The sequence below is a fragment of the Variovorax sp. J2L1-78 genome (genome assembly GCF_030317205.1).
GTDB classification, from domain to species: Bacteria; Pseudomonadota; Gammaproteobacteria; order Burkholderiales; family Burkholderiaceae_C; genus Variovorax; species Variovorax arabinosiphilus.
This window is the reverse complement of record NZ_JASZYB010000003.1, coordinates 41,165-59,481: the sequence shown is the minus strand read 5'-3', so window position 1 is coordinate 59,481 and position 18,317 is coordinate 41,165. Positions and strand designations below refer to the sequence as shown.

Below are 18,317 nucleotides of genomic sequence, written 5' to 3'. Positions count from 1 at the left end.
CCGCAAGCACCGACACAGGATTTCCATGCCGCTCATCCGCCACCTTTCCCTGTGCTTCGCCCTGCCGGTCCTCGGCATCGCCCTGCTGGCCGGTTGCGGCACCAGCGTGAGCCTCGACGAGCCGATCGAATCGCAGACCTGGCGCCTGCTCAGCGTCGGCACCCAGCCAGCCCCGCGCGATGCCGACCCGCGGCGCGATGCGCAGCTGCAGTTCGATGGGTCGCGCGTGAGCGGCTCCGGCGGCTGCAACCGCGTCTCGGGCCCCTACCAGCGCACCGGCCACCGCCTGACGATCGGCCCGCTGGCGGCGACGCGCATGGCCTGCATCGAACCCGAACGCGGCGCGATGGAAAGCAGCTTCTTCGCCGCGCTGCAGGCCACCACGGGCTACAGCCGGCTCGGCAGCCAACTCACGCTGCTCGACGACAGCGGGCGGACGCTGGCGGTGCTGGACAGCCGCTGAGCGGCACCGCTCGGAACGGGCCTCAGCCCGTCAGCCGCTCCAGCGCCTCGCGGTACTTGGCCGCGGTCTTCTCGATGATCTCGGCCGGCAGGCGCGGGGCCGGCGGCGTCTTGTCCCAGGGCTTGCCGTTGACCTTGGTGGCCTCGAGCCAGTCGCGCACGAACTGCTTGTCGTAGCTCGGCGGGTTGGTGCCGTTGCGCAGCGCCTCTTCGTAGCCTTCGACCGGCCAGTAGCGCGAGCTGTCGGGCGTGAGCACCTCGTCCATCAGCACCAGCGTGCCGGCCTCGTCCAGGCCGAACTCGAACTTGGTGTCGGCAATGATCATGCCCTTGGTCAGCGCGATCTCGGCGGCGGCCTCGTAGATGGCGATGCTGGTCTCGCGGATCTTCTGCGCCAGCGCCGGGCCGACGACCTCGACCACGCGGTCGTAGCTGATGTTCTCGTCGTGCTCGCCGGCGGCGGCCTTGGCGGCGGGCGTGAAGATCGGCCGCGGCAGCTGGCTGGCATTGGTCAGGCCCTCGGGCAGCGGCACGCCGCAGACGGCACGGTTCTCCTGGTACTCCTTCCAGCCGCTGCCAGCGAGGTAGCCGCGCACCACCGCCTCGACGGGGATCGGCTTCAGGCGCTTGACCAGCATCGAGCGGTCCTTGACCTGCGGTACTTCGGCCTCGGTCACCACGCTTTCCGGCGCATCGCCGGTCAGGTGGTTGGGGCACAGGTGGCCGAGCCGGTCGAACCACCACAGCGCCATCTGCGTGAGGATCACGCCCTTGCCGGGGATGGGTTCGCCCATGATCACGTCGAAGGCCGAGAGCCGATCGCTCGCGACCATCAGGATGCGGTCGTCGCCCACGGCGTAGTTGTCGCGCACCTTGCCACGCGCGAGCAGGGGCAGGCTTTGGATGGAGGAGGTGTGGACGGTGGTCATGGCGAAGACGTGAAGAAAACGGAAGGGAAAGGCGGATTGTGCGCGCAGAAAAAAGCCACCGCGAGCGGTGGCTTGAGCAGACGGGAGATGCTCAGCGCACTTCTTGTGCGAGCTCGCCCTTGGCGTACTTCGCCGCCACGACCTGCAGCGTATCGCCCTTGATCTTCGCGCCCTGGCCTTCGCAGCCGAACTCGATGTAGCGCTGCTTGCAGACCAGCTTGGCGGCTTCGCGCGCCGGCTTGAGCCATTCGCGGGCATCGAACTTTTCCGGGTTCTCGAACATGAACTTGCGCACCGCGCCGGTCATGGCCAGACGGATGTCGGTGTCGATGTTGATCTTGCGCACGCCGTGCTTGATGGCTTCCTGGATTTCCTCGACGGGCACGCCGTAGGTTTCCTTGATCTGGCCGCCGTACTGGCGAATGATCGCCAGCAGGTCCTGCGGCACCGACGACGATCCGTGCATCACCAGGTGGGTGCTCGGAATGCGCTGGTGGATTTCCTTGATGCGATCGATCGCCAGGATGTCGCCGGTGGGCTTGCGGGTGAACTTGAACGGGCCGTGGCTGGTGCCGATGGCGATGGCCAGCGCGTCGATCTGGGTGCGCTTGACGAAGTCGGCGGCCTGCTCCGGGTCGGTCAGCAGCTGCTCGCGCGTCATGGTCGCGTCGGTGCCGTGGCCGTCTTCCTTGTCGCCCTTCATGGTCTCGAGCGAGCCCAGGCAACCCAGTTCGCCTTCGACGGTAACGCCCACGCGGTGCGCCAGCTGCGCCACCTTCTTGGTGACTTCGACGTTGTACTCGTAGCTGGCGATGGTCTTGCCGTCGGCCTCGAGCGAGCCGTCCATCATCACGGACGAGAAACCAAGGTCGATGGCGCCCTGGCACACGTCCGGGTTCTGGCCGTGGTCCTGGTGCATCACCAGCGGAATGTTCGGGTAGCTTTCGATCGCCGCCTGGATCAGGTGCTTGATGAAGCCCTCGCCCGCGTACTTGCGGGCGCCGGCGCTGGCCTGGAGGATGACCGGCGCGCCGGTTTCCTTGGCGGCTTCCATCACGGCCTGCACCTGTTCGAGGTTGTTGACGTTGAAAGCCGGAATGCCGTAGCCGTTGGCGGCTGCGTGGTCCAGCAGTTCGCGCATCGAGACGAGAGCCATGGGAAATACCTCGCGGGAATGGAAGATGAAGAATGAAGAAAAACTGCCTCAATTCTACCGAGCCCCCTTGTGGGACGGGTCCCACGGCCTGTGGCGCGCTCAGGTGGCGCGGCAGATCTTCAGCATGTTGGTGCCGCCCGGCGCGCCCATCGGCTCGCCGCAGGTGATGGCATAGACGTCGCCGCTCTGCACGATGCCGCGTTTCTTCAGGTGCGACTCGGCCTGCTCGAGGGCGGTGTCGCGGTCGGTGTGCGAATCCATCAGCAGCGGGCGCACGTTGCGGTACAGCGCCATCCTGCGCTGCGTCGACAGGCGCGAGGTGAGCGCGTAGACCGGGATGTGCGCCGAATGGCGGCTCATCCACAGCGGCGTCGAGCCCGATTCGGTCAGCGCGACGATCGCCTTGGCGCCCAGGTGGTGCGCGGTGAAGAGCGCGCCCATGGCGATGGCCTGGTCGATGCGGGCGTAGGTGTGGCCGCTGAAATCGGTGTCGCGGGCCGTGTCCTCGGCCTGCTCGGCGGCCTCGCAGATGCGGCTCATCTCCTGCACGGTCTCCAGCGGATAGCGGCCCGACGCGGTCTCGGCGCTGAGCATCACCGCGTCGGTGCCGTCGAGCACCGCGTTGGCCACGTCGCTCACCTCGGCGCGCGTGGGCACCGGGTTGGTGATCATCGACTCCATCATCTGCGTGGCGGTGATGGCGACCTTGTCCATCTCGCGCGCCATGCGGATCATCTTCTTCTGCAGCGCCGGCACGGCCGCATTGCCGACCTCGACCGCCAGGTCGCCGCGGGCGACCATGATGCCGTCGCTGGCGCGCAGGATCTCTTCGAGCTTCGGGATCGCCTCGGCACGCTCGATCTTGGCGATCATCCCCGGCCGGTGGCCGAACTCGGCCGCCGCCACGTTGCAGAGCTGGCGCGCCATCTCCATGTCGGTCGCGTTCTTCGGGAAGCTCACCGCCACGTAGTCGGCCTGGAAGCTCATGGCGGTCTTGATGTCCTCCATGTCCTTGGCCGTCAGCGCCGGCGCCGTGAGGCCGCCACCCTGCTTGTTGATGCCCTTGTTGTTCGACAGCTCGCCCCCCAGCAGCACCGTGGTGTGCACCGCCTGGCCCTTGACCAGGTTCACGATCAGCACGATGAGGCCGTCGTTGAGCAGCAGGCGGTCACCGGCCTTCACATCGCGCGGCAGGTCCTTGTAGTCGAGGCCGACCGCGTCGACGTCGCCCAGTTCGGTACGCGACGCGTCGAGGACGAACTTGGCGCCCGGCTCGAGCCAGATCTTGCCCTGCGCGAACTTGCCCACGCGGATCTTCGGCCCCTGCAGGTCGGCCATGATGGCGACCTCGCGGCCGGCGCGGCGCGCGGCTTCGCGGACCATGGCGGCGCGGTCGATGTGGTCCTGCGCGGTGCCGTGGCTGAAGTTCAGCCGCACCACGCTCACCTTGTGGACGATCATCTGCTCGATCAGTTCGAGCGTGTTCGACGCGGGGCCGAGCGTCGCGACGATCTTGGTGGCATGGCGGGGAAGGCGAGTCGTGTCCACAGTGTCTCCTGGGGCTGTCGGGGGATCCGTTCCGGGGGCGGACCGGGGTTTTGGCACAATTCTCACATGTGGAGATGTCGTTGCGCGATACGACACGGTTGCTTCGACAACCCCACGCAGCTTGATCTTCGTCATCACCCCTTCCGATGAATGCGTTACGGTGCCCACCCGCGCCGTCGTTTTTCCTTTCTTTCGCCTCGTCTTATGCAGACCCCAACCGATCCTGTTCCCACGCCCCTGTCGCCGGAAATGCCGCTGCCGCACCGCAAGGTCATCCGCTCCTGGCTGATCCCGATCTCGCAGCGCACGACCGTGCGCGCCTTCGTGCTGCTGGCCATCGACTACCTGCTGTTCGGCGCGCTCGTCACGGGAACGGTGCTGCTCAAGCCGGTCTGGCTCAAGTTGCTCGCCGGCCTGCTGGCGGGCTTCGTCATCGGCCGGCTCTTCATCATCGGCCACGACGGCTGCCACCAGAGCCTGACGCCGCACCGTCGCCTGAACAAGTGGCTGGGCCGCATCGCCTTCCTGCCCTCGCTCACCGCCTACAGCCTCTGGGACATGGGGCACAACGTGGTGCACCACGGCTTCACCAACCTCAAGGGCGTCGACTTCGTCTGGGCGCCGCTGACGCAGGCCGAATACCGTGCGCTGTCGCCGGTGCGCCGCGCCCTCGAGCGCATCTACCGCAGCGGCTGGGGCCCGGGCCTCTACTACATGGTCGAGATCTGGTGGAAGAAGATGATGTTCCCGTCCCGGGCCACGATGGGCAACAGCTACCGCCCGATCTTCGCCAAGGACTGCGCGCTCGTGACCGGCTTCGCCGCCCTCTGGATCGCCGCGCTGACCGCTGCCGCGCTGGCCACCAGCCAGTCGGTGCTGCTGGCCCTGCTGCTCGGCTTCGTGGTGCCGATGGCCTTCTGGTTCAACATGATGGGCTTCGTGATCTACGGGCACCACACGCACGTCAAGGTGCAGTGGCACGACGAGAAGGCCGCCTGGCAGCGCGCGCAGCCCTTCGTGTCGACCACCGTGCACCTGACCTTCCCGCTGCAGATCGGCGCGCTCATTCACCACATCATGGAGCACACGGCGCACCATGTGGACATGAGCATCCCGCTCTACAAACTGAAGGAGGCCCAGAAGATGCTCGAGCACCTGCTGCCCGAACGCATCATCGTCCAGCCTTTCTCGTGGAAGTGGTACTTCTCGACCGCGCGCGCCTGCAAGCTCTACGACTTCTCGCGCCAGTGCTGGACCGACTTCCAGGGCCGCGCGACCAGCGCGCTGCGTGCACCAGCGACCGCCATGGCCTGAGGCTCAGGCCCGCGACGACAGCAAAAAGCCCGCGGATGCGGGCTTTTTCATGGGCGCCAGGGGGAGGTTCAGCCGGCCGCGCGCTTGCTCAAAATTTCGAACGCCGGCAGCGTCTTGCCTTCCAGGATTTCCAGGAAGGCCCCGCCACCGGTCGAGATGTAGCCGACATCCTTCTCGATGCCGTACTTGGCGATGGCGGCCAGCGTGTCGCCGCCGCCGGCGATCGAGAAGGCCTTGCTCTCGGCGATGGCGCGGGCGATGGCTTCGGTGCCGTGCGAGAAGGCCTCGAACTCGAACACGCCGACCGGGCCGTTCCACACGATGGTGCCGGCTTCGCGCAATTGCGCGGCCAGCATCTCGGCGGTCTTGGGGCCGATGTCCAGGATGAGGTCGTCTGCGTCGACGGCATCGGCCGCCTTGACGGTGGCCACGGCATCCGCCGCGAAGGTCTTGGCCGTGACCACGTCGACCGGGATCGGCACGTCGGCGCCGCGGGCACGCATCGCCTCGATCACCGCCTTGGCCTGGTCGAGCAGGTCGGGCTCGGCCAGCGACTTGCCGATCGACAGGCCCGAGGCCAGCATGAAGGTGTTGGCGATGCCGCCGCCGACGATGAGCTGGTCGACCTTCTCGGCCAGCGCCTTGAGGATGGTGAGCTTGGTGCTGACCTTGGAGCCGGCGACGATCGCCACCAGCGGCCGCGCGGGGTGGGCCAGCGCCTTGGTGATGGCGTCGATTTCGGCCGCCAGCAGCGGGCCGGCCGAAGCGATTCTGGCGAATTGCGCGATGCCGTAGGTGGTGGCTTCGGCGCGGTGCGCGGTGCCGAAGGCGTCGTTCACGTAGATGTCGCAGAGCGCGGCCATCTTCCTGGCGAGCGTCTCGTCGTTCTTCTTCTCGCCCTTGTTGACGCGGCAGTTCTCCAGCAGCACGACCTGGCCCGGCGCCACGTCGACGCCGTCGACCCAGTTCGCCACCAGCGGCACCGGGCGGCCGAGCAGCTCGGCCAGGCGTTCGGCCACCGGCGCGAGCGAATCCCCGGGCTTGAAGGCGCCCTCGGTCGGGCGGCCGAGGTGCGACGTGACCATCACCGCCGCACCGGCGTCGAGCGCAGCCTGGATGCAGGGCACCGAGGCGCGCACGCGCGTGTCTTCGGTGATGCGGCCCGCGTCGTCCTGCGGCACGTTGAGGTCGGCACGGATGAAGACACGCTGGCCGGCAACCTTGCCTTGCGCACAGAGATCGGTGAAGCGGATGACGTTCATGGGAGGGGTGGGATGAAGATGAAAGGAATAAGAAAGCTTTAACTATTGTAGTTTTGCGCTTCCCGCCCGTTACCAGCCGAGGCCGAGGTGCAGCGGCAGATACACCGCCATGCCCACCAGCATCGTGCCCAGGACGCCGCGCCGCCAGAAATAGTAGGCCGCGCCCGCCAGGGCGCCGAAGATGCGCGCGTCCTGCCAAGTCGACACGAGATGGCCTTGCGTCATCACGATTTCCGGCACGATGACCGCCGCCAGCGCCGCGACCGGCGCGTAATGCAGCGCGCGGTGCGCCCACTCCGGCAGGCCCCAGGGCCGGTCGAGGATGAAGAAGAAGCAACGCGTCAGCACGGTCACGGCGGCCAGGCCGACGATGACCGCGAGGCTCCAAAGGTCGGTCTGTCCGCTCATTCATCCGCCTCCGCCGGATCGCGCACGAACTGCTTTTCCAGCCAGAAGCACAGCAGCACGGCCACGCCGATGCCGGTCACGATGTTGAGCTTGAGCGGCAGCGCATAGGCCGCCACCGCCGTCGCGCCGGCGATCAGCGCCGACAGGACGCGCAGGCGCGTGGTGGCCATCGAGCACAGGATGCCCACCAGGCTCAGCACGCCGGCGAAGCCCAGCCCCCAGGCCTGCGGGATCAGGTTGGCCAGCGCGATGCCGACGGTGCTCATGCCCATCCAGGCACTCCAGGTGATGAAGTAGCCGCCGGTCAGGTAGGCCTCCTGGGCGCGCTCCTCGTCACGGTGGGTCGGTGGCGACGGGTAGCGCGTGGTGAAGGTCGCGTAGCTCAGGTCGGCGGTCAGGTAACCGTGCACCAGCCGGCGCCAGCGCGGCATGTGCATGAGGTAGGGCCGCAGGTGCAGACTGAACACCACGAAGCGCAGATTGACGCAGAAGCCCGTGGCCAGGATGACCCAGGCCGGCGCGCCGGCCACCAGCAGCGGGATGGCCGCCAGCTGCGAACTGCCGGCGTAGACCAGGAAGGTCATGGCCAGCGCCTCGATCACGCTCATGCCCGACTTGACCATCGCCACGCCGGTCATCAGGCCCCAGGCGCCGATGCCCACCGCCATGGGCGCCATCTGAGCGACGCCCTCCCGGAAGGTGGGGCGGCGGCGGATGTCGGCGCTCAGGAACATCAGCCGAACACCTGGCCGGCCTTCACGTCGAAGCCGTGCAGGAAGTCGGCCACCGGCAGGCGCTTGCCGCCGGGGCGTTGCAGTTCGGTGAAGCTCACGATGGAATCACGCGCGGCCACCTCGATGCCGGCCGGCGAGACGGCCAGCACCGTGCCCGGCGCTTCGGCCACCGTGGCGGCGCGCGCCTGGGCCGCCCAGAACTTGACCGCGGCACCATCGAGGGTGCTGCTGGCGCCGGGGAAGGGGTCGAAGGCGCGGACGCGGCGGGCGATCGTCTGGGCATCCTGCGTCCAGTCGACCGCCGCCTCGTGCTTCTCGATCTTGTGCGCGTAGGTCACGCCCTCGGCCGGCTGCGGCACCGGCTGCAGCGTGCCGGCGGCGGCCTGGTGCAGCGCATCGACGATCAGGCGCCCGCCCATGGCAGCCAGCCGATCGTGCAGCTGCGCCGTGCTGTCGTCGCCGATGGCGAGCGACTCGCGCAACAGCATGGCGCCGGTGTCCAGGCCGGCGTCCATCTGCATGATGGTCACCCCCGTCTCGGCGTCGCCCGCCTCGATGGCACGGTGGATCGGCGCGGCGCCGCGCCAACGTGGCAGCAGGCTCGCATGGATGTTGAGGCAGCCCAGGCGCGGCATGTCGAGCACCCATTGCGGCAGGATGAGGCCATAGGCCGCGACGACCAGCACGTCGAGCGCGGCGGCCTGCAGCGTGCCGTGCGCGGCCTGCGCCTCGTCCGGGTACTTGCCGTCGAGCCGCAGGCTGCGCGGCTGCGCGACCGGCCAGCCGTGCTGCAGCGCGAACTGCTTGACCGGCGAGGCCTGCAGCTTCATGCCGCGGCCGGCCGGGCGGTCGGGCTGGCTCAGCACCAGCGCGATGTCGAAGCCGCCGGCGTGCAGCGCCTCGAGGGCGACGCGGGCGAACTCGGGCGTGCCCGCAAATCCGATCTTCAGGGTCAAGAAGGCCTCACCAGCGGAAGTCGTCGCGCATCAGGTCGTCGGCCGTGTGATAGCGCGCCACCAGCCCGGTCGGGTCGATGTAGATATGGAGAAGGCGGGGCTCGTTGAGGGCCTTGAAGCGCCAGGTCCAGATCACGCCGTCGAAGGACGACACGCGGGTGATCTCGAACGGTCGGCCATAGGTGCGCAGCACGTCGGCTTCGCGCCACACGCCGGGGCGGATGGTGCGGTCGAAGAGCGACGGGTCGAGTTCCTGGCGGATCGAAACGACGCGACCGCCGGCATCGAGGTCGACATTGTTCACCTCGGTACCCATCGGTGCGCGCGAATACTGCAGGCGTTCACCGTCGGCGAGCGGGTACACGGCGGTTGGCGTGCCCAGGCGCTGCAGGGCATCGGCACGCATCGTTCCCAGCGGCAGGCGGGTCGGCTCGCTGATGCACCCCGCCAGCAACACGCCGGTCAGTGCGAGCGACAGCGCGCGAAGACCGATCACCGCCCGGCGTCCCGCAGCTCTTCGCGCTGTTGCTTGAGCAACTTGCTCTTGATGCGGTTGCGCTTGAGCGGCGACAGGTACTCGACGAACACTTTCCCCAGCAGGTGGTCGAGTTCGTGCTGGATGCAGACCGCCAGCAGGCCGTCGGCCTCGATCGTCTGCGGATTGCCGTCGGCATCGAGCGCCGTCACGCGGACGGCGGTGGCGCGCTCCACGCCATCGTAGATGCCGGGCACCGACAGGCAGCCCTCTTCGTTGAGCACCTTCTCGTCGCTGGCCCACACGATTTCCGGGTTGATCAGGACGATCGGTTCGTCGCGCTCTTCGGAAACGTCGATGACGACCAGCCGCTCGTGGACGTCGATCTGCGTCGCCGCCAGGCCGATGCCCTTGGCGTCGTACATGGTTTCGAGCATGTCGGCGACCAGCGCCTTGATGCGCGCATCCACGCCCTGCACGGGCTTGGCCACGGTGTGCAGGCGCGGATCGGGGAAGCTCAGGATGGTTCTTTTGGCCATGAAACGGGAAGGAAATTGTGGCTATTTTCGCCAATTCCAAGCCGTGCCGCCGCCGCCAAACGCGATAAGCGTTGCCCATTCAAGGGCTTCAGCGCAAAATTCGTTGCAAATTGTGAGGATTCGTACGCCCGGCGTGGCGACTGCGTGACCATCGAACCAACCATGAACAAACTCCGCATCCTTCGCCGGCGGCCGGCCGTCCTCACAACGCTGGCGACGCTCGCCGCGATCGGCTTCGGCAACCAGGCGCTGGCGCAGAACTATCCCGTCACGCCGCAGCAGCGCGCCACCGCGCAGCAGACCGCCCAGGCCGGCATCCCCGTCAGCGAACTTGCGCCGAACGCCCCGGACGAATACACCATCAAGTCCGGCGACACGCTCTGGGCCATCTCGCGCCTGTACCTGCGCAGCCCGTGGCGCTGGCCGGAACTGTGGGGCATGAACCTCGCCGAAATCAGCAACCCGCACCGCATCTACCCCGGCCAGGTGCTGTACCTGGACAAGACCGGTGGCCGGGCCCGCCTCAGCACGCGCCGCGGCGGCACGGGCGGCGACCAGACGATCCGGCTGTCGCCCCGCACCCGCTACGAGTCCCTCTCGGGCATGGCGCTGCCGACGCTCAATCCGTCCCTGATCGAACCCTTCCTCAGCGAGCCCATCGTGGTGGACGAGGGCACGCTCCTGGCCGCACCCCGCATCGTGGCGGGCAACGACGGCCGCGTGCTGCTGGCGCGCGGCGACCGCGCCTACGCCCGCGGCGAGGTGAATTCGCCCCTGGTCGAGACGGCCGGCCCGATCAAGACTTTCCGCATCTTCCGCAACGCCACACCGCTGCAGGACCCGGGCACCGGCGAGATCCTGGGCTACGAGGCCCAGTACCTGGGCAAAGCGCAATTGCAGCGCGGCGAAACCGTCGAGCGCTCGCTGGAGGGCGGCAAGGAGCTGACCACCGTCGTGCCTGCGACCATCGACATCGTGGCAGCCCGCGAGGAAATGCGCGCCGGCGACCGCCTGCTGCCCGAGCCGGCCCGCCAGTTGCTGAGCTACACGCCCCACGCGCCGACAGCCACCTTCGACGGCCGCATCGTCTCGGTCTACGGCAACGCGGTGCAGTTCGCGGCGCAGAACCAAGTGGTGGCCATCAACAAGGGCCTGCGCGACGGCATCGAGAACGGCCACGTGCTGGCCATTCTGAAGAATGGCGAAACCATCGTCGACAAGACCGGCGGCGCCAAGGAAACGCTCAAGCTGCCCAACGAACGCATCGGCCTGCTGATGGTGTTCCGCCCCTTCGACCGGGTGTCGTACGCGCTGGTGCTCGAGATCAGCGACACGCCGAAGGTCGGCGACTTGCTCGTCAACCCCTGAACTGACGCTTCACCGCCCGTCCGCGTGGACCGCGACGAACTTGCCGACTGGCTTCGGCTCACGCTGACACCCGGCATCGGCGACACCGCGGCACGCCGGCTGCTGGCCGCCTTCGGCCTGCCGGAGAACATCTTCCGGCAGCCGGCCGCGGCCCTGCGCGAGATCGTCACACCCGCCCAGACCACCGCGCTGCGGCAGGCGCCCGAAGGGCTGGCCGCCCAGATCGGCCTGACGCTGCGCTGGCTGCAGGAGGCCGAGCCCGACGGTGTGGTGCGGCGCCTGGTGACGCTGGGCGACGCTGCTTATCCCACGTCGCTGCTCGAGACAGCTGACCCGCCGGTGATGCTCTATCTGCTCGGCGCGGTGGACTTCGACCTCACCCAACTGGGCCGGAGCCTGGCCATCGTCGGCAGCCGCAACCCGACGCCGCAGGGCGAGGCGAATGCCAAGGCCTTCGCACGCGCCTTTGTCGAGGCCGGTCTTCCGATCGTGTCGGGCCTCGCGCTGGGCATCGACGGCGCGGCGCACCAGGGCGCGCTCGATGGTGCCGCCGCTGCGCCGGGCCGACTGGCCACCGTGGCGGTGGTGGGAACCGGCCTCGACCGCGTGTACCCGGCGCGCCACCGCGCCCTGGCGCACCGCATCACGGCGCAGGGACTGATCGTCAGCGAGTTCGCGCTCGGCACGCCGCCGCTGAACCAGAACTTTCCGCGGCGCAACCGCATCATTTCGGGCCTGACCCGCGGTACGCTGGTGGTCGAGGCCGCGCTGGCTTCCGGCTCGCTCATCACGGCCCGCATGGCGGCCGAGCAGGGTCGCGAGGTCTTCGCCATCCCGGGCTCGATCCACTCGCCGCAGTCGCGCGGCTGCCATGCACTGATCCGCCAGGGCGCCAAGCTGGTCGAGTCGGTGCACGACGTGCTGGAGGAACTGCCGACGGACGAAGCCGCTGTGACATCGACCGCGAGCACGGCGCACCACCACCTCACCGTGCCACCCGAGGCCGTCGCCTTGCTGGCCTCGCTGGGCTTCGACCCGGTCGGCCTCGACGACCTGGTGGCGCGCACCGGCGAAACCACCGCGCGGCTGCAGGCGCTGCTGCTCGAACTCGAGCTGGCCGACCATGTGGCACGGCTGCCCGGCGGGCTCTTTCAGCGCCAGGCACGCGGCTGACGCACGGTCGGCGGCTCCGGACGCGCAGCATCCGCGCAACAGCACGGGCGCAGCGCCGCCGCTGGGCTATATTGAACCCATGTTTGAAGTGCTCGTGTTCGTTTACGAAAACTACTGGCGCGGCGACGCGTGTCCCGAACCCGAGCAACTGAGCCGCAAGCTCAGCGCGCACGGCTTCGAGGCCGACGAGATCCGCGCCGCGCTGCAATGGCTCGACGACCTCAGCGCCGCAATGCAGGGCCTGCCCCTGGAGCGCGGCATCGATGCGTCCGAGGTGACGATCGGGCGTCGCGCCTCCGCCGACAGCGTGCGCGCCCCCTCGCCCGACGCGATGCGCATCTATTCCGCCGCCGAGCAGGACCACCTTGGCGCCGAATGCCTGGGCTTCATCCATTTCCTCGAGGCAGCGGGCGTGCTGTCGGGTGCACTGCGCGAGATCGTGATCGAACGCGCCATGGCGACGTCCGAGCAGCCGATGGCGCTCGACGAACTCAAGATCATCCTGCTGATGGTCCACTGGAGCAGCGGCATCGAGCCCGACGCGCTGGTGCTCGACGAACTGTGCGACGGGCGCGAAGGCCGCATCGCCCACTGAACGCCGGCGCTCCGGCCGCCAGTGCCGTCAATCCAGCAAGCGCTCGGGGTTGGCGTCGAGCTTGGCCAGCGCCTCGCGCGTGGCGCGCACCGTGAGCGTCTCTTCTTCCGCCGGCACCAGGAGACCCGCCTGCAGGTAGGACGCCAGGCGACCGGCCTGGATCAGGAAGCTGCGGCCGTCGGCCGAGGCGAACAGGTGCAGCTGCTTGCGCGTGCTGCGCCAAACGAACTGGACCTGGCTCGCCCGGTTGTTGTGGTCGAGCATGAACCAGTTGCCGACCTGCAGTTCGTGGGCCCACGCCAGCATGTCTTCCTCGACCTTGACGCCGGTGTCCGGCACCACCTCGATGGAGGCGGCGTCGACGCCCAGCAGCAGTTCGATGCTGGCGGCGTCGAGCGGCAGGTCGCCGGTGCCCTCGTCGCTGACGAAGTCCTCGAGGTTGGCCAGACGCACGGCCATGGCCTCGATCTTGGCCTGGGGGATCGCCTCGGTCTTGGACATGAAGGCGTCCGACAGCGTGGCGCCGATCGTCTTGATGTGCGCCTCCTGCGGATCACCGACGATGCCGAGCAGCGCCATGCCGGCGCGCAGGCGCTGCAGCAGCTTGGGCAGGTCCTGGATGACGCGGGTGCGATCGTTCCGGTTGGGCTTGGCGCTGGCGGCCCACACCAGCTCGGACGCGGCGCGCTTGAGCGTGACGGTCTGGTCGTCCTGCGCGCCGTACTTGAGCGCGGCAATGGCCAGCACCTCGGCCCACACCTTGAACAGGAATTCGCGGATCTCGTCGCGCACCGGCATGTCGTTGAGCATCTTGCGCAACTCGATGGTGTACTGGATCGCCATCGTCTCCTTCTGCTCGACCTGCTGCGCCACGCTCATCACGCGCTGCGTGGTATCGCTCTGGGTCAGGTACTTGTTCAGGAAGGCGACGAATTCGTCGAACACCAGCTTGAAGACGCGCTGGCCGGTTTCCGGGTACTGCTCGATGACCTGCACCACACGGCGGATCTCGCCCTCGAGCGCACTGCCCGAGATGGCGGCGGCGTCGAAGCCCATCACGACCGAGCCCATGCGGTCGATCAGCATGCGCGCCGGGTGCTGCAGCGTGCCGAAGAACTCGGGCTCGGCGATCGCCACCCGCAAGACCGGCATCTGCAGGCGCGCGAACCAGACGCGCGCCGAAAAAGGAATGCGCTCCTCGGCCAGAATGGCCTGGAACATCAGCGCCACGATCTCGACCGTCGCCTTGTCGGCCGTGGTCGGCGCACGGCGCTTGAGCTCGCTGCTGCGGCGGCGCAGGTCGGCCGCACTGTGCTGCAAGGCGGTGGCATCGTTGCCCACCACGTACTGGGACGACGCGGCCTGGTAGGCGGCACCTGCGTCGGCGATGGCGGCGGCGAAGGCCTGCGGCACCAGCACGCCACCGCCGCCGGCCATGGCGCCTTGGCCGGCGGGCCCGCGCTGCTGCGAGAAGTCGCCGCCGATGCGAGCGGTGACGAAGCGCTTGAGGTTCATCAGCACGCCCTGGGCGCGCTGGCGGGCCATCAGCAAGGGCGTGCCGCCGGTGGCGCCCGGCCCGTTGCCGCCCGCCGCGCTCCCGCCCAACGGTCGTCCCTGCAAGGCCCCCGTCATGCCGGCCCCACCCGTGCCCGGCGTGAAGTGCTGCGTCCCGGTGGCCACCTGGCCACTGTGAAAGCCGCCGCCATTGCCGCCACCGAGCGGCATGGCCCCCGAGCCGGCCCCGCCGGTGCGCTTGACGAAACTCTTGAGGTCGATCTCGGGCATGACGCCCTTGTCGATCAGGTAGGTGTTGGCCGCCTTGTAGGCCTCGGCCGCGGCCTCGACGATCTGGCGCTCGATCACGTCCTGCACCCGGATCCAGAGCACCCGCGTCAGGCCGACCGCCAGCCACTGCTCGACCAGCACCTTGGCCAGGGCCTCGGGCCGCAGCACGTCCTTGCTGTCGAGCTCGACGCCGTCTTCCAGGTACTGCACGCGCAGGCGCAGGTCGTTGATCTCGAAATTCGCCTTGCCCTGGATGGCCTGCGCCAGCCGGGACGACAGGATGGTGGTTTCGACGACGTCGTCGCCCATCAGCTCCAGCCGGAGCGAGTTGGCGTTGCCGCTGGCGACCGCCACGCCCAGCGTCTTGCGCCAGGCGACCTGCGACGCCGTCACCCAATGCGCACCCTGGCCCTGGAACGCCAGGAAATCGTCGCGCCAGTTCTGCATGTCGCGGGCGCTGCCCATGGCGTTGGCGGCCGCCGTGAGCCGCTCACGGATCGCCTGCTCGGTGGGCTCGATCGCCGCGACGGTGGCGGAGACGAAGCGCTCGCGCGTTTCGCGCGCGATTTGCAGGGAGATGGCGTGAGGCCGCGCAGTGCTCATGAAAAGTCAGGATTGCAAGTAAACGTCATCGGACCCTGCGAGCTTGCCCGGGTCTGACGCGCTGCACAAGTGCGCACCATGCTCGGCTACCCGAACGGCGTATGGGGATGGCCGATTTGACCACGACGCGGTCGATCAAACAGTGGCGCCGGCGTTCGGGTCGTCCGGGTCGCCGTCGCGCTTGGGCGGCGCCTTGATCAGGTCTTCGCGCTTGACGCCCAGCCACATGGCGATCGCCGCGGCGACGAAGCACGACGAATAGATGCCGAAGCAGATGCCGATGGTCAACGCCAGGGCGAAGTAGTGGAGCGTCGGCCCGCCGAAGAAGAACATCGAGAGCACCACCAGCTGCGTGGAGCCGTGGGTGATGATGGTCCGGCTGATGGTCGAGGTGATCGCGTTGTCGATCGTCTCGACCGTGCTCATCTTGCGGTAGCGCCGGAAGTTCTCGCGGATCCGGTCGAAGATCACGACCGATTCGTTCACGGAGTAGCCCAGCACCGCCAGCACCGCGGCCAGCACCGCCAGCGAGAACTCCCACTGGAAGAAGGCGAAGAAGCCCAGGATGATCACCACGTCGTGCAGGTTGGCCAGCACGGTGGACAGCGCGAACTTCCACTCGAAGCGGAAGGCCAGGTAGATCATGATGCCGATCACCACCATGGCCAGCGCCTTGATGCCGTTGGTGGTGAGCTCCTCGCCGACCTGCGGGCCCACGAACTCGTTGCCGCGCAGCACGGCGGTCGGGTCGACCGCCTTGAGCGCGTCCATCACCTGCGCGCTCTGCTGCGCCGAGGTCTGGCCCTTCTGGACCGGCAGGCGGATCTGCACGTCGCGCGAGGTGCCGTAGTTCTGGACCTGCACGTCCGGGTAGCCGAGCTTGCCGACCGTCTCGCGGACCTTGCCGACATCGACCGACTGCTGGTAGGCGACCTCCATCACCGTGCCGCCGGTGAACTCCACCGACAGGTGCAGCCCGCGATGGGCCAGGAAGAACACCGCCAGCGCGAAGGTCACGAAGGAGATGATGTTCAGCACCTTGGCATGGCGCATGAACGGGATGGTCTTGTGGATGCGGAAGAATTCCATGGCCTGCGCCCCTTATTTCGCTTCGACCACGGCCGTGCCGTCGGTCTTGGGCCGCCACACCGTGCCGATCGACACGGTCTTGAGCTTCTTCTTGCCGCCGTACCAGAGGTTCACCAGGCCGCGCGAGAAGAACACGGCCGAGAACATCGAGGTCACGATGCCGATGCAGTGCACCACCGCGAAGCCGCGCACCGGGCCCGAGCCGAAGGCCAGCAACGCCACGCCGGCGATCAGCGTCGTCACATTGGAGTCGAGGATGGTGCCCCAGGCGCGGTCGTAGCCGGCATGGATGGCCGCCTGCGGCGAGGCGCCGTTGCGCAGCTCTTCGCGCACGCGCTCGTTGATCAGCACGTTGGAGTCGATCGCCACGCCGATGGCCAGCGCCATGGCCGCGATGCCAGGCAGCGTGAGCGTGGCCTGCAGCATCGACAAGATGGCGACCAGCAGCAGCAGGTTGACGGCCAGCGCGATCGACGAGAACACGCCGAACAGCGCGTAGTAGGCGCACATGAAGACCATGATGGCGATGAAGCCGTACATCACGCTCTTGAAGCCCTTGTTGATGTTGTCGGCCCCCAGGCTCGGACCGATGGTGCGTTCCTGGATGATCTCCATCGGCGCGGCCAGCGAGCCGGCACGCAGCAGCAGCGCCAGGTCGTTGGCTTCCACCACGCTCATCGAGCCGGAAATCTGGAAGCGGTTGCCCAGCTCGCCGTTGATCGACGGGGCCGTGAGCACCTCGCCCTTGCCCTTCTCGAAGATCAGCATGGCCATGCGCTTGCGATAGTTGTCGCGGCTGACGTCGCGCATGATGCGGCCGCCCTTCGCGTCCATCGTCAGGTCGACCTTCGGTTGCTGGGTCTGCGAGTCGAAGCCGGGCTGCGCGTCGGTCAGGTTCTCGCCGGTGACCAGCACCTGCTTCTTGACGATGATGGCTCGCCCTTCGCGGTCGAGAAAGCGTTCCGAGCCGAACGGCACCGGTCCGTTGCCCAGCTCCGCCGCGCGGCCTTCGGTCGATTCGTCGACCAGGCGCATCTCGAGCGTGGCGGTGCGGCCCAGGATGTCCTTGGCCTTGGCCGTGTCCTGCACGCCGGGCAGCTGCACGACGATGCGGTCGATGCCCTGCTGCTGGATCACCGGCTCGGCCACGCCGAGTTCGTTGATCCGGTTGTGCAGCGTGGTGATGTTCTGCTTGAGCGCCGCGTCCTGCAGACGGCGGGCCGCCTCGGGCTTGATCGAGGCGGTCAGCTTCCAGTCGCTGCCTTCCTGGCTGTCGACGGTGGAAAGGTCCGCGAACTGGTCCTGCACCAGCTGCTTGGCCGCCTGGAGGCTGGCCGCGTCGCGGAACCGGACCTCGATGGTCTGGCCGTTGCGGCTCACCGCGCTGCCGCGGATGTTCTTGTCGCGCAGGCTGGTGCGCAGGTCGCCGGCGAAGGACTCGGCCCGCTTGTCGATCGCGCCCTTCATGTCGACCTGCAGCAGGAAGTCGACCCCACCGCGCAAGTCCAGGCCCAGGTACATCGGGAAGGCGTGCAGCGCCGTCAGCCAGGTCGGCGAACGCGACACCAGGTTGAGCGCCACCACGTAGGGCGGGTCGCTGGCGTCGGGCACGAACGCGCGCTGCAGGACGTCACGCGCCTTGAGCTGGTCGTCGGTGGTGACGAAGCGGGCGCGCACCGAGGTGGCGTCCAGGGTCAGCATGTCGGGCGTCAGGCCGCCGGCCTTGAGCGCTTCCTGCACGCGGGCCTGCGTGCCCGCGTCGACCTTCACGGTCGCCTTGGCCGCCGACACCTGCACCGCAGGGGCCTCGCCGAAGAAATTGGGCAGGGCATAGACGAGCCCCACCAGCAGCACGATCACGATGATCGCGTACTTCCACACCGGGTAACGGTTCATGATCGCGCTTTGTGCGGCAGTGCCG

The 18,317-nt window shown here is 68.1% G+C and carries 17 protein-coding genes; 5 read left to right on the top strand and 12 right to left on the bottom strand.

Going from position 1 to position 18,317, the window contains the following annotated elements:
• Positions 1-25 precede the first annotated feature (25 nt).
• Positions 26-463, top strand: a complete 438-nt coding sequence (locus QTH86_RS18760) for an META domain-containing protein (protein WP_286647745.1) — start codon at positions 26-28, stop codon at positions 461-463.
• A gap of 22 nt (positions 464-485) precedes the next feature.
• Here the strand turns inward: QTH86_RS18760 and QTH86_RS18755 are convergent, their stop codons facing one another.
• The 3 genes from QTH86_RS18755 to pyk form a co-directional block, all read right to left on the bottom strand.
• Complete coding sequence (locus tag QTH86_RS18755) at positions 486-1,391, bottom strand: phosphoribosylaminoimidazolesuccinocarboxamide synthase (protein WP_286647744.1); 906 nt, start codon at positions 1,389-1,391, stop codon at positions 486-488.
• 91 nt (positions 1,392-1,482) lie between these two features.
• On the bottom strand, positions 1,483-2,547 hold the full coding sequence (gene fba / locus QTH86_RS18750; protein ID WP_286647743.1) for a class II fructose-bisphosphate aldolase: 1,065 nt from the start codon (positions 2,545-2,547) through the stop codon (positions 1,483-1,485).
• 99 nt (positions 2,548-2,646) lie between these two features.
• Positions 2,647-4,095 carry a pyruvate kinase gene (pyk, locus tag QTH86_RS18745; protein WP_286647742.1) on the bottom strand — a complete coding sequence of 483 codons (1,449 nt, stop codon included), beginning with the start codon at positions 4,093-4,095 and terminating at the stop codon, positions 2,647-2,649.
• A gap of 204 nt (positions 4,096-4,299) precedes the next feature.
• Between pyk and QTH86_RS18740 the strand changes: the two genes are divergently transcribed.
• Positions 4,300-5,409: a fatty acid desaturase gene (locus QTH86_RS18740; protein ID WP_286647741.1), complete on the top strand. Its 1,110-nt coding sequence runs from the start codon at positions 4,300-4,302 to the stop codon at positions 5,407-5,409.
• A 68-nt stretch (positions 5,410-5,477) separates the two neighbouring features.
• Here QTH86_RS18740 and QTH86_RS18735 read toward each other — a convergent pair whose 3' ends face one another.
• The 6 genes from QTH86_RS18735 to def form a co-directional block, all read right to left on the bottom strand.
• On the bottom strand, positions 5,478-6,671 hold the full coding sequence (locus tag QTH86_RS18735) for a phosphoglycerate kinase (RefSeq protein ID WP_286647740.1): 1,194 nt from the start codon (positions 6,669-6,671) through the stop codon (positions 5,478-5,480).
• A gap of 69 nt (positions 6,672-6,740) precedes the next feature.
• Positions 6,741-7,079: an AzlD domain-containing protein gene (locus QTH86_RS18730; protein WP_286647739.1), complete on the bottom strand. Its 339-nt coding sequence runs from the start codon at positions 7,077-7,079 to the stop codon at positions 6,741-6,743.
• On the bottom strand, positions 7,076-7,813 hold the full coding sequence (locus tag QTH86_RS18725) for an AzlC family ABC transporter permease (RefSeq protein WP_286647738.1): 738 nt from the start codon (positions 7,811-7,813) through the stop codon (positions 7,076-7,078). The genes QTH86_RS18730 and QTH86_RS18725 overlap by 4 nt, the downstream gene beginning before the upstream one ends.
• The gene (gene fmt, locus QTH86_RS18720; RefSeq protein WP_286648400.1) at positions 7,813-8,763 is read right to left on the bottom strand and encodes a methionyl-tRNA formyltransferase; all 951 of its coding nucleotides are present in this window, start codon (positions 8,761-8,763) and stop codon (positions 7,813-7,815) included. The genes QTH86_RS18725 and fmt overlap by 1 nt, the downstream gene beginning before the upstream one ends.
• Positions 8,764-8,776: 13 nt before the next feature.
• Positions 8,777-9,265, bottom strand: a complete 489-nt coding sequence (locus QTH86_RS18715) for a hypothetical protein (RefSeq protein WP_286647737.1) — start codon at positions 9,263-9,265, stop codon at positions 8,777-8,779.
• On the bottom strand, positions 9,262-9,783 hold the full coding sequence (gene def / locus QTH86_RS18710; RefSeq protein WP_286647736.1) for a peptide deformylase: 522 nt from the start codon (positions 9,781-9,783) through the stop codon (positions 9,262-9,264). Before def ends, QTH86_RS18715 begins: the two co-directional genes overlap by 4 nt.
• A 162-nt stretch (positions 9,784-9,945) precedes the next feature.
• Here def and QTH86_RS18705 point away from each other — a divergent pair, with 162 nt between their 5' ends.
• The 3 genes from QTH86_RS18705 (at position 9,946) to QTH86_RS18695 (ending at position 12,919) form a co-directional block, all read left to right on the top strand.
• Complete coding sequence (locus tag QTH86_RS18705; protein ID WP_286647735.1) at positions 9,946-11,151, top strand: LysM peptidoglycan-binding domain-containing protein; 1,206 nt, start codon at positions 9,946-9,948, stop codon at positions 11,149-11,151.
• A gap of 24 nt (positions 11,152-11,175) precedes the next feature.
• Positions 11,176-12,324 carry a DNA-processing protein DprA gene (gene dprA / locus QTH86_RS18700; protein ID WP_286647734.1) on the top strand — a complete coding sequence of 383 codons (1,149 nt, stop codon included), beginning with the start codon at positions 11,176-11,178 and terminating at the stop codon, positions 12,322-12,324.
• Positions 12,325-12,403: 79 nt separating this feature from the next.
• Entirely contained in the window at positions 12,404-12,919 is a 516-nt protein-coding gene (locus QTH86_RS18695; protein WP_286647733.1) for a Smg family protein, read from the top strand.
• 27 nt (positions 12,920-12,946) lie between these two features.
• Here QTH86_RS18695 and QTH86_RS18690 read toward each other — a convergent pair whose 3' ends face one another.
• The 3 genes from QTH86_RS18690 to secD form a co-directional block, all read right to left on the bottom strand.
• Positions 12,947-15,307, bottom strand: a complete 2,361-nt coding sequence (locus QTH86_RS18690; RefSeq protein ID WP_286647732.1) for a DUF1631 family protein — start codon at positions 15,305-15,307, stop codon at positions 12,947-12,949.
• 135 nt (positions 15,308-15,442) lie between these two features.
• Complete coding sequence (gene secF, locus QTH86_RS18685) at positions 15,443-16,396, bottom strand: protein translocase subunit SecF (protein WP_286647731.1); 954 nt, start codon at positions 16,394-16,396, stop codon at positions 15,443-15,445.
• 12 nt (positions 16,397-16,408) lie between these two features.
• Complete coding sequence (gene secD, locus QTH86_RS18680) at positions 16,409-18,292, bottom strand: protein translocase subunit SecD (protein WP_286647730.1); 1,884 nt, start codon at positions 18,290-18,292, stop codon at positions 16,409-16,411.
• Between the last annotated feature and the right edge of the window lie 25 nt (positions 18,293-18,317).

What these genes read in the sequence shown, in the direction of transcription:
- QTH86_RS18705 (WP_286647735.1), top strand. Translation starts at nt 9,946, where the DNA reads ATGAACAAACTCCGCATCCTTCGCCGGCGGCCGGCCGTCCTCACAACG.
- QTH86_RS18760 (WP_286647745.1), top strand. Translation starts at nt 26, where the DNA reads ATGCCGCTCATCCGCCACCTTTCCCTGTGCTTCGCCCTGCCGGTCCTC.
- QTH86_RS18755 (WP_286647744.1), bottom strand. Translation starts at nt 1,391, where the DNA reads ATGACCACCGTCCACACCTCCTCCATCCAAAGCCTGCCCCTGCTCGCG.
- QTH86_RS18730 (WP_286647739.1), bottom strand. Translation starts at nt 7,079, where the DNA reads ATGAGCGGACAGACCGACCTTTGGAGCCTCGCGGTCATCGTCGGCCTG.
- QTH86_RS18690 (WP_286647732.1), bottom strand. Translation starts at nt 15,307, where the DNA reads ATGAGCACTGCGCGGCCTCACGCCATCTCCCTGCAAATCGCGCGCGAA.
- def (WP_286647736.1), bottom strand. Translation starts at nt 9,783, where the DNA reads ATGGCCAAAAGAACCATCCTGAGCTTCCCCGATCCGCGCCTGCACACC.
- secD (WP_286647730.1), bottom strand. Translation starts at nt 18,292, where the DNA reads ATGAACCGTTACCCGGTGTGGAAGTACGCGATCATCGTGATCGTGCTG.
- QTH86_RS18695 (WP_286647733.1), top strand. Translation starts at nt 12,404, where the DNA reads ATGTTTGAAGTGCTCGTGTTCGTTTACGAAAACTACTGGCGCGGCGAC.
- QTH86_RS18740 (WP_286647741.1), top strand. Translation starts at nt 4,300, where the DNA reads ATGCAGACCCCAACCGATCCTGTTCCCACGCCCCTGTCGCCGGAAATG.
- QTH86_RS18725 (WP_286647738.1), bottom strand. Translation starts at nt 7,813, where the DNA reads ATGTTCCTGAGCGCCGACATCCGCCGCCGCCCCACCTTCCGGGAGGGC.
- secF (WP_286647731.1), bottom strand. Translation starts at nt 16,396, where the DNA reads ATGGAATTCTTCCGCATCCACAAGACCATCCCGTTCATGCGCCATGCC.
- QTH86_RS18735 (WP_286647740.1), bottom strand. Translation starts at nt 6,671, where the DNA reads ATGAACGTCATCCGCTTCACCGATCTCTGTGCGCAAGGCAAGGTTGCC.
- fba (WP_286647743.1), bottom strand. Translation starts at nt 2,547, where the DNA reads ATGGCTCTCGTCTCGATGCGCGAACTGCTGGACCACGCAGCCGCCAAC.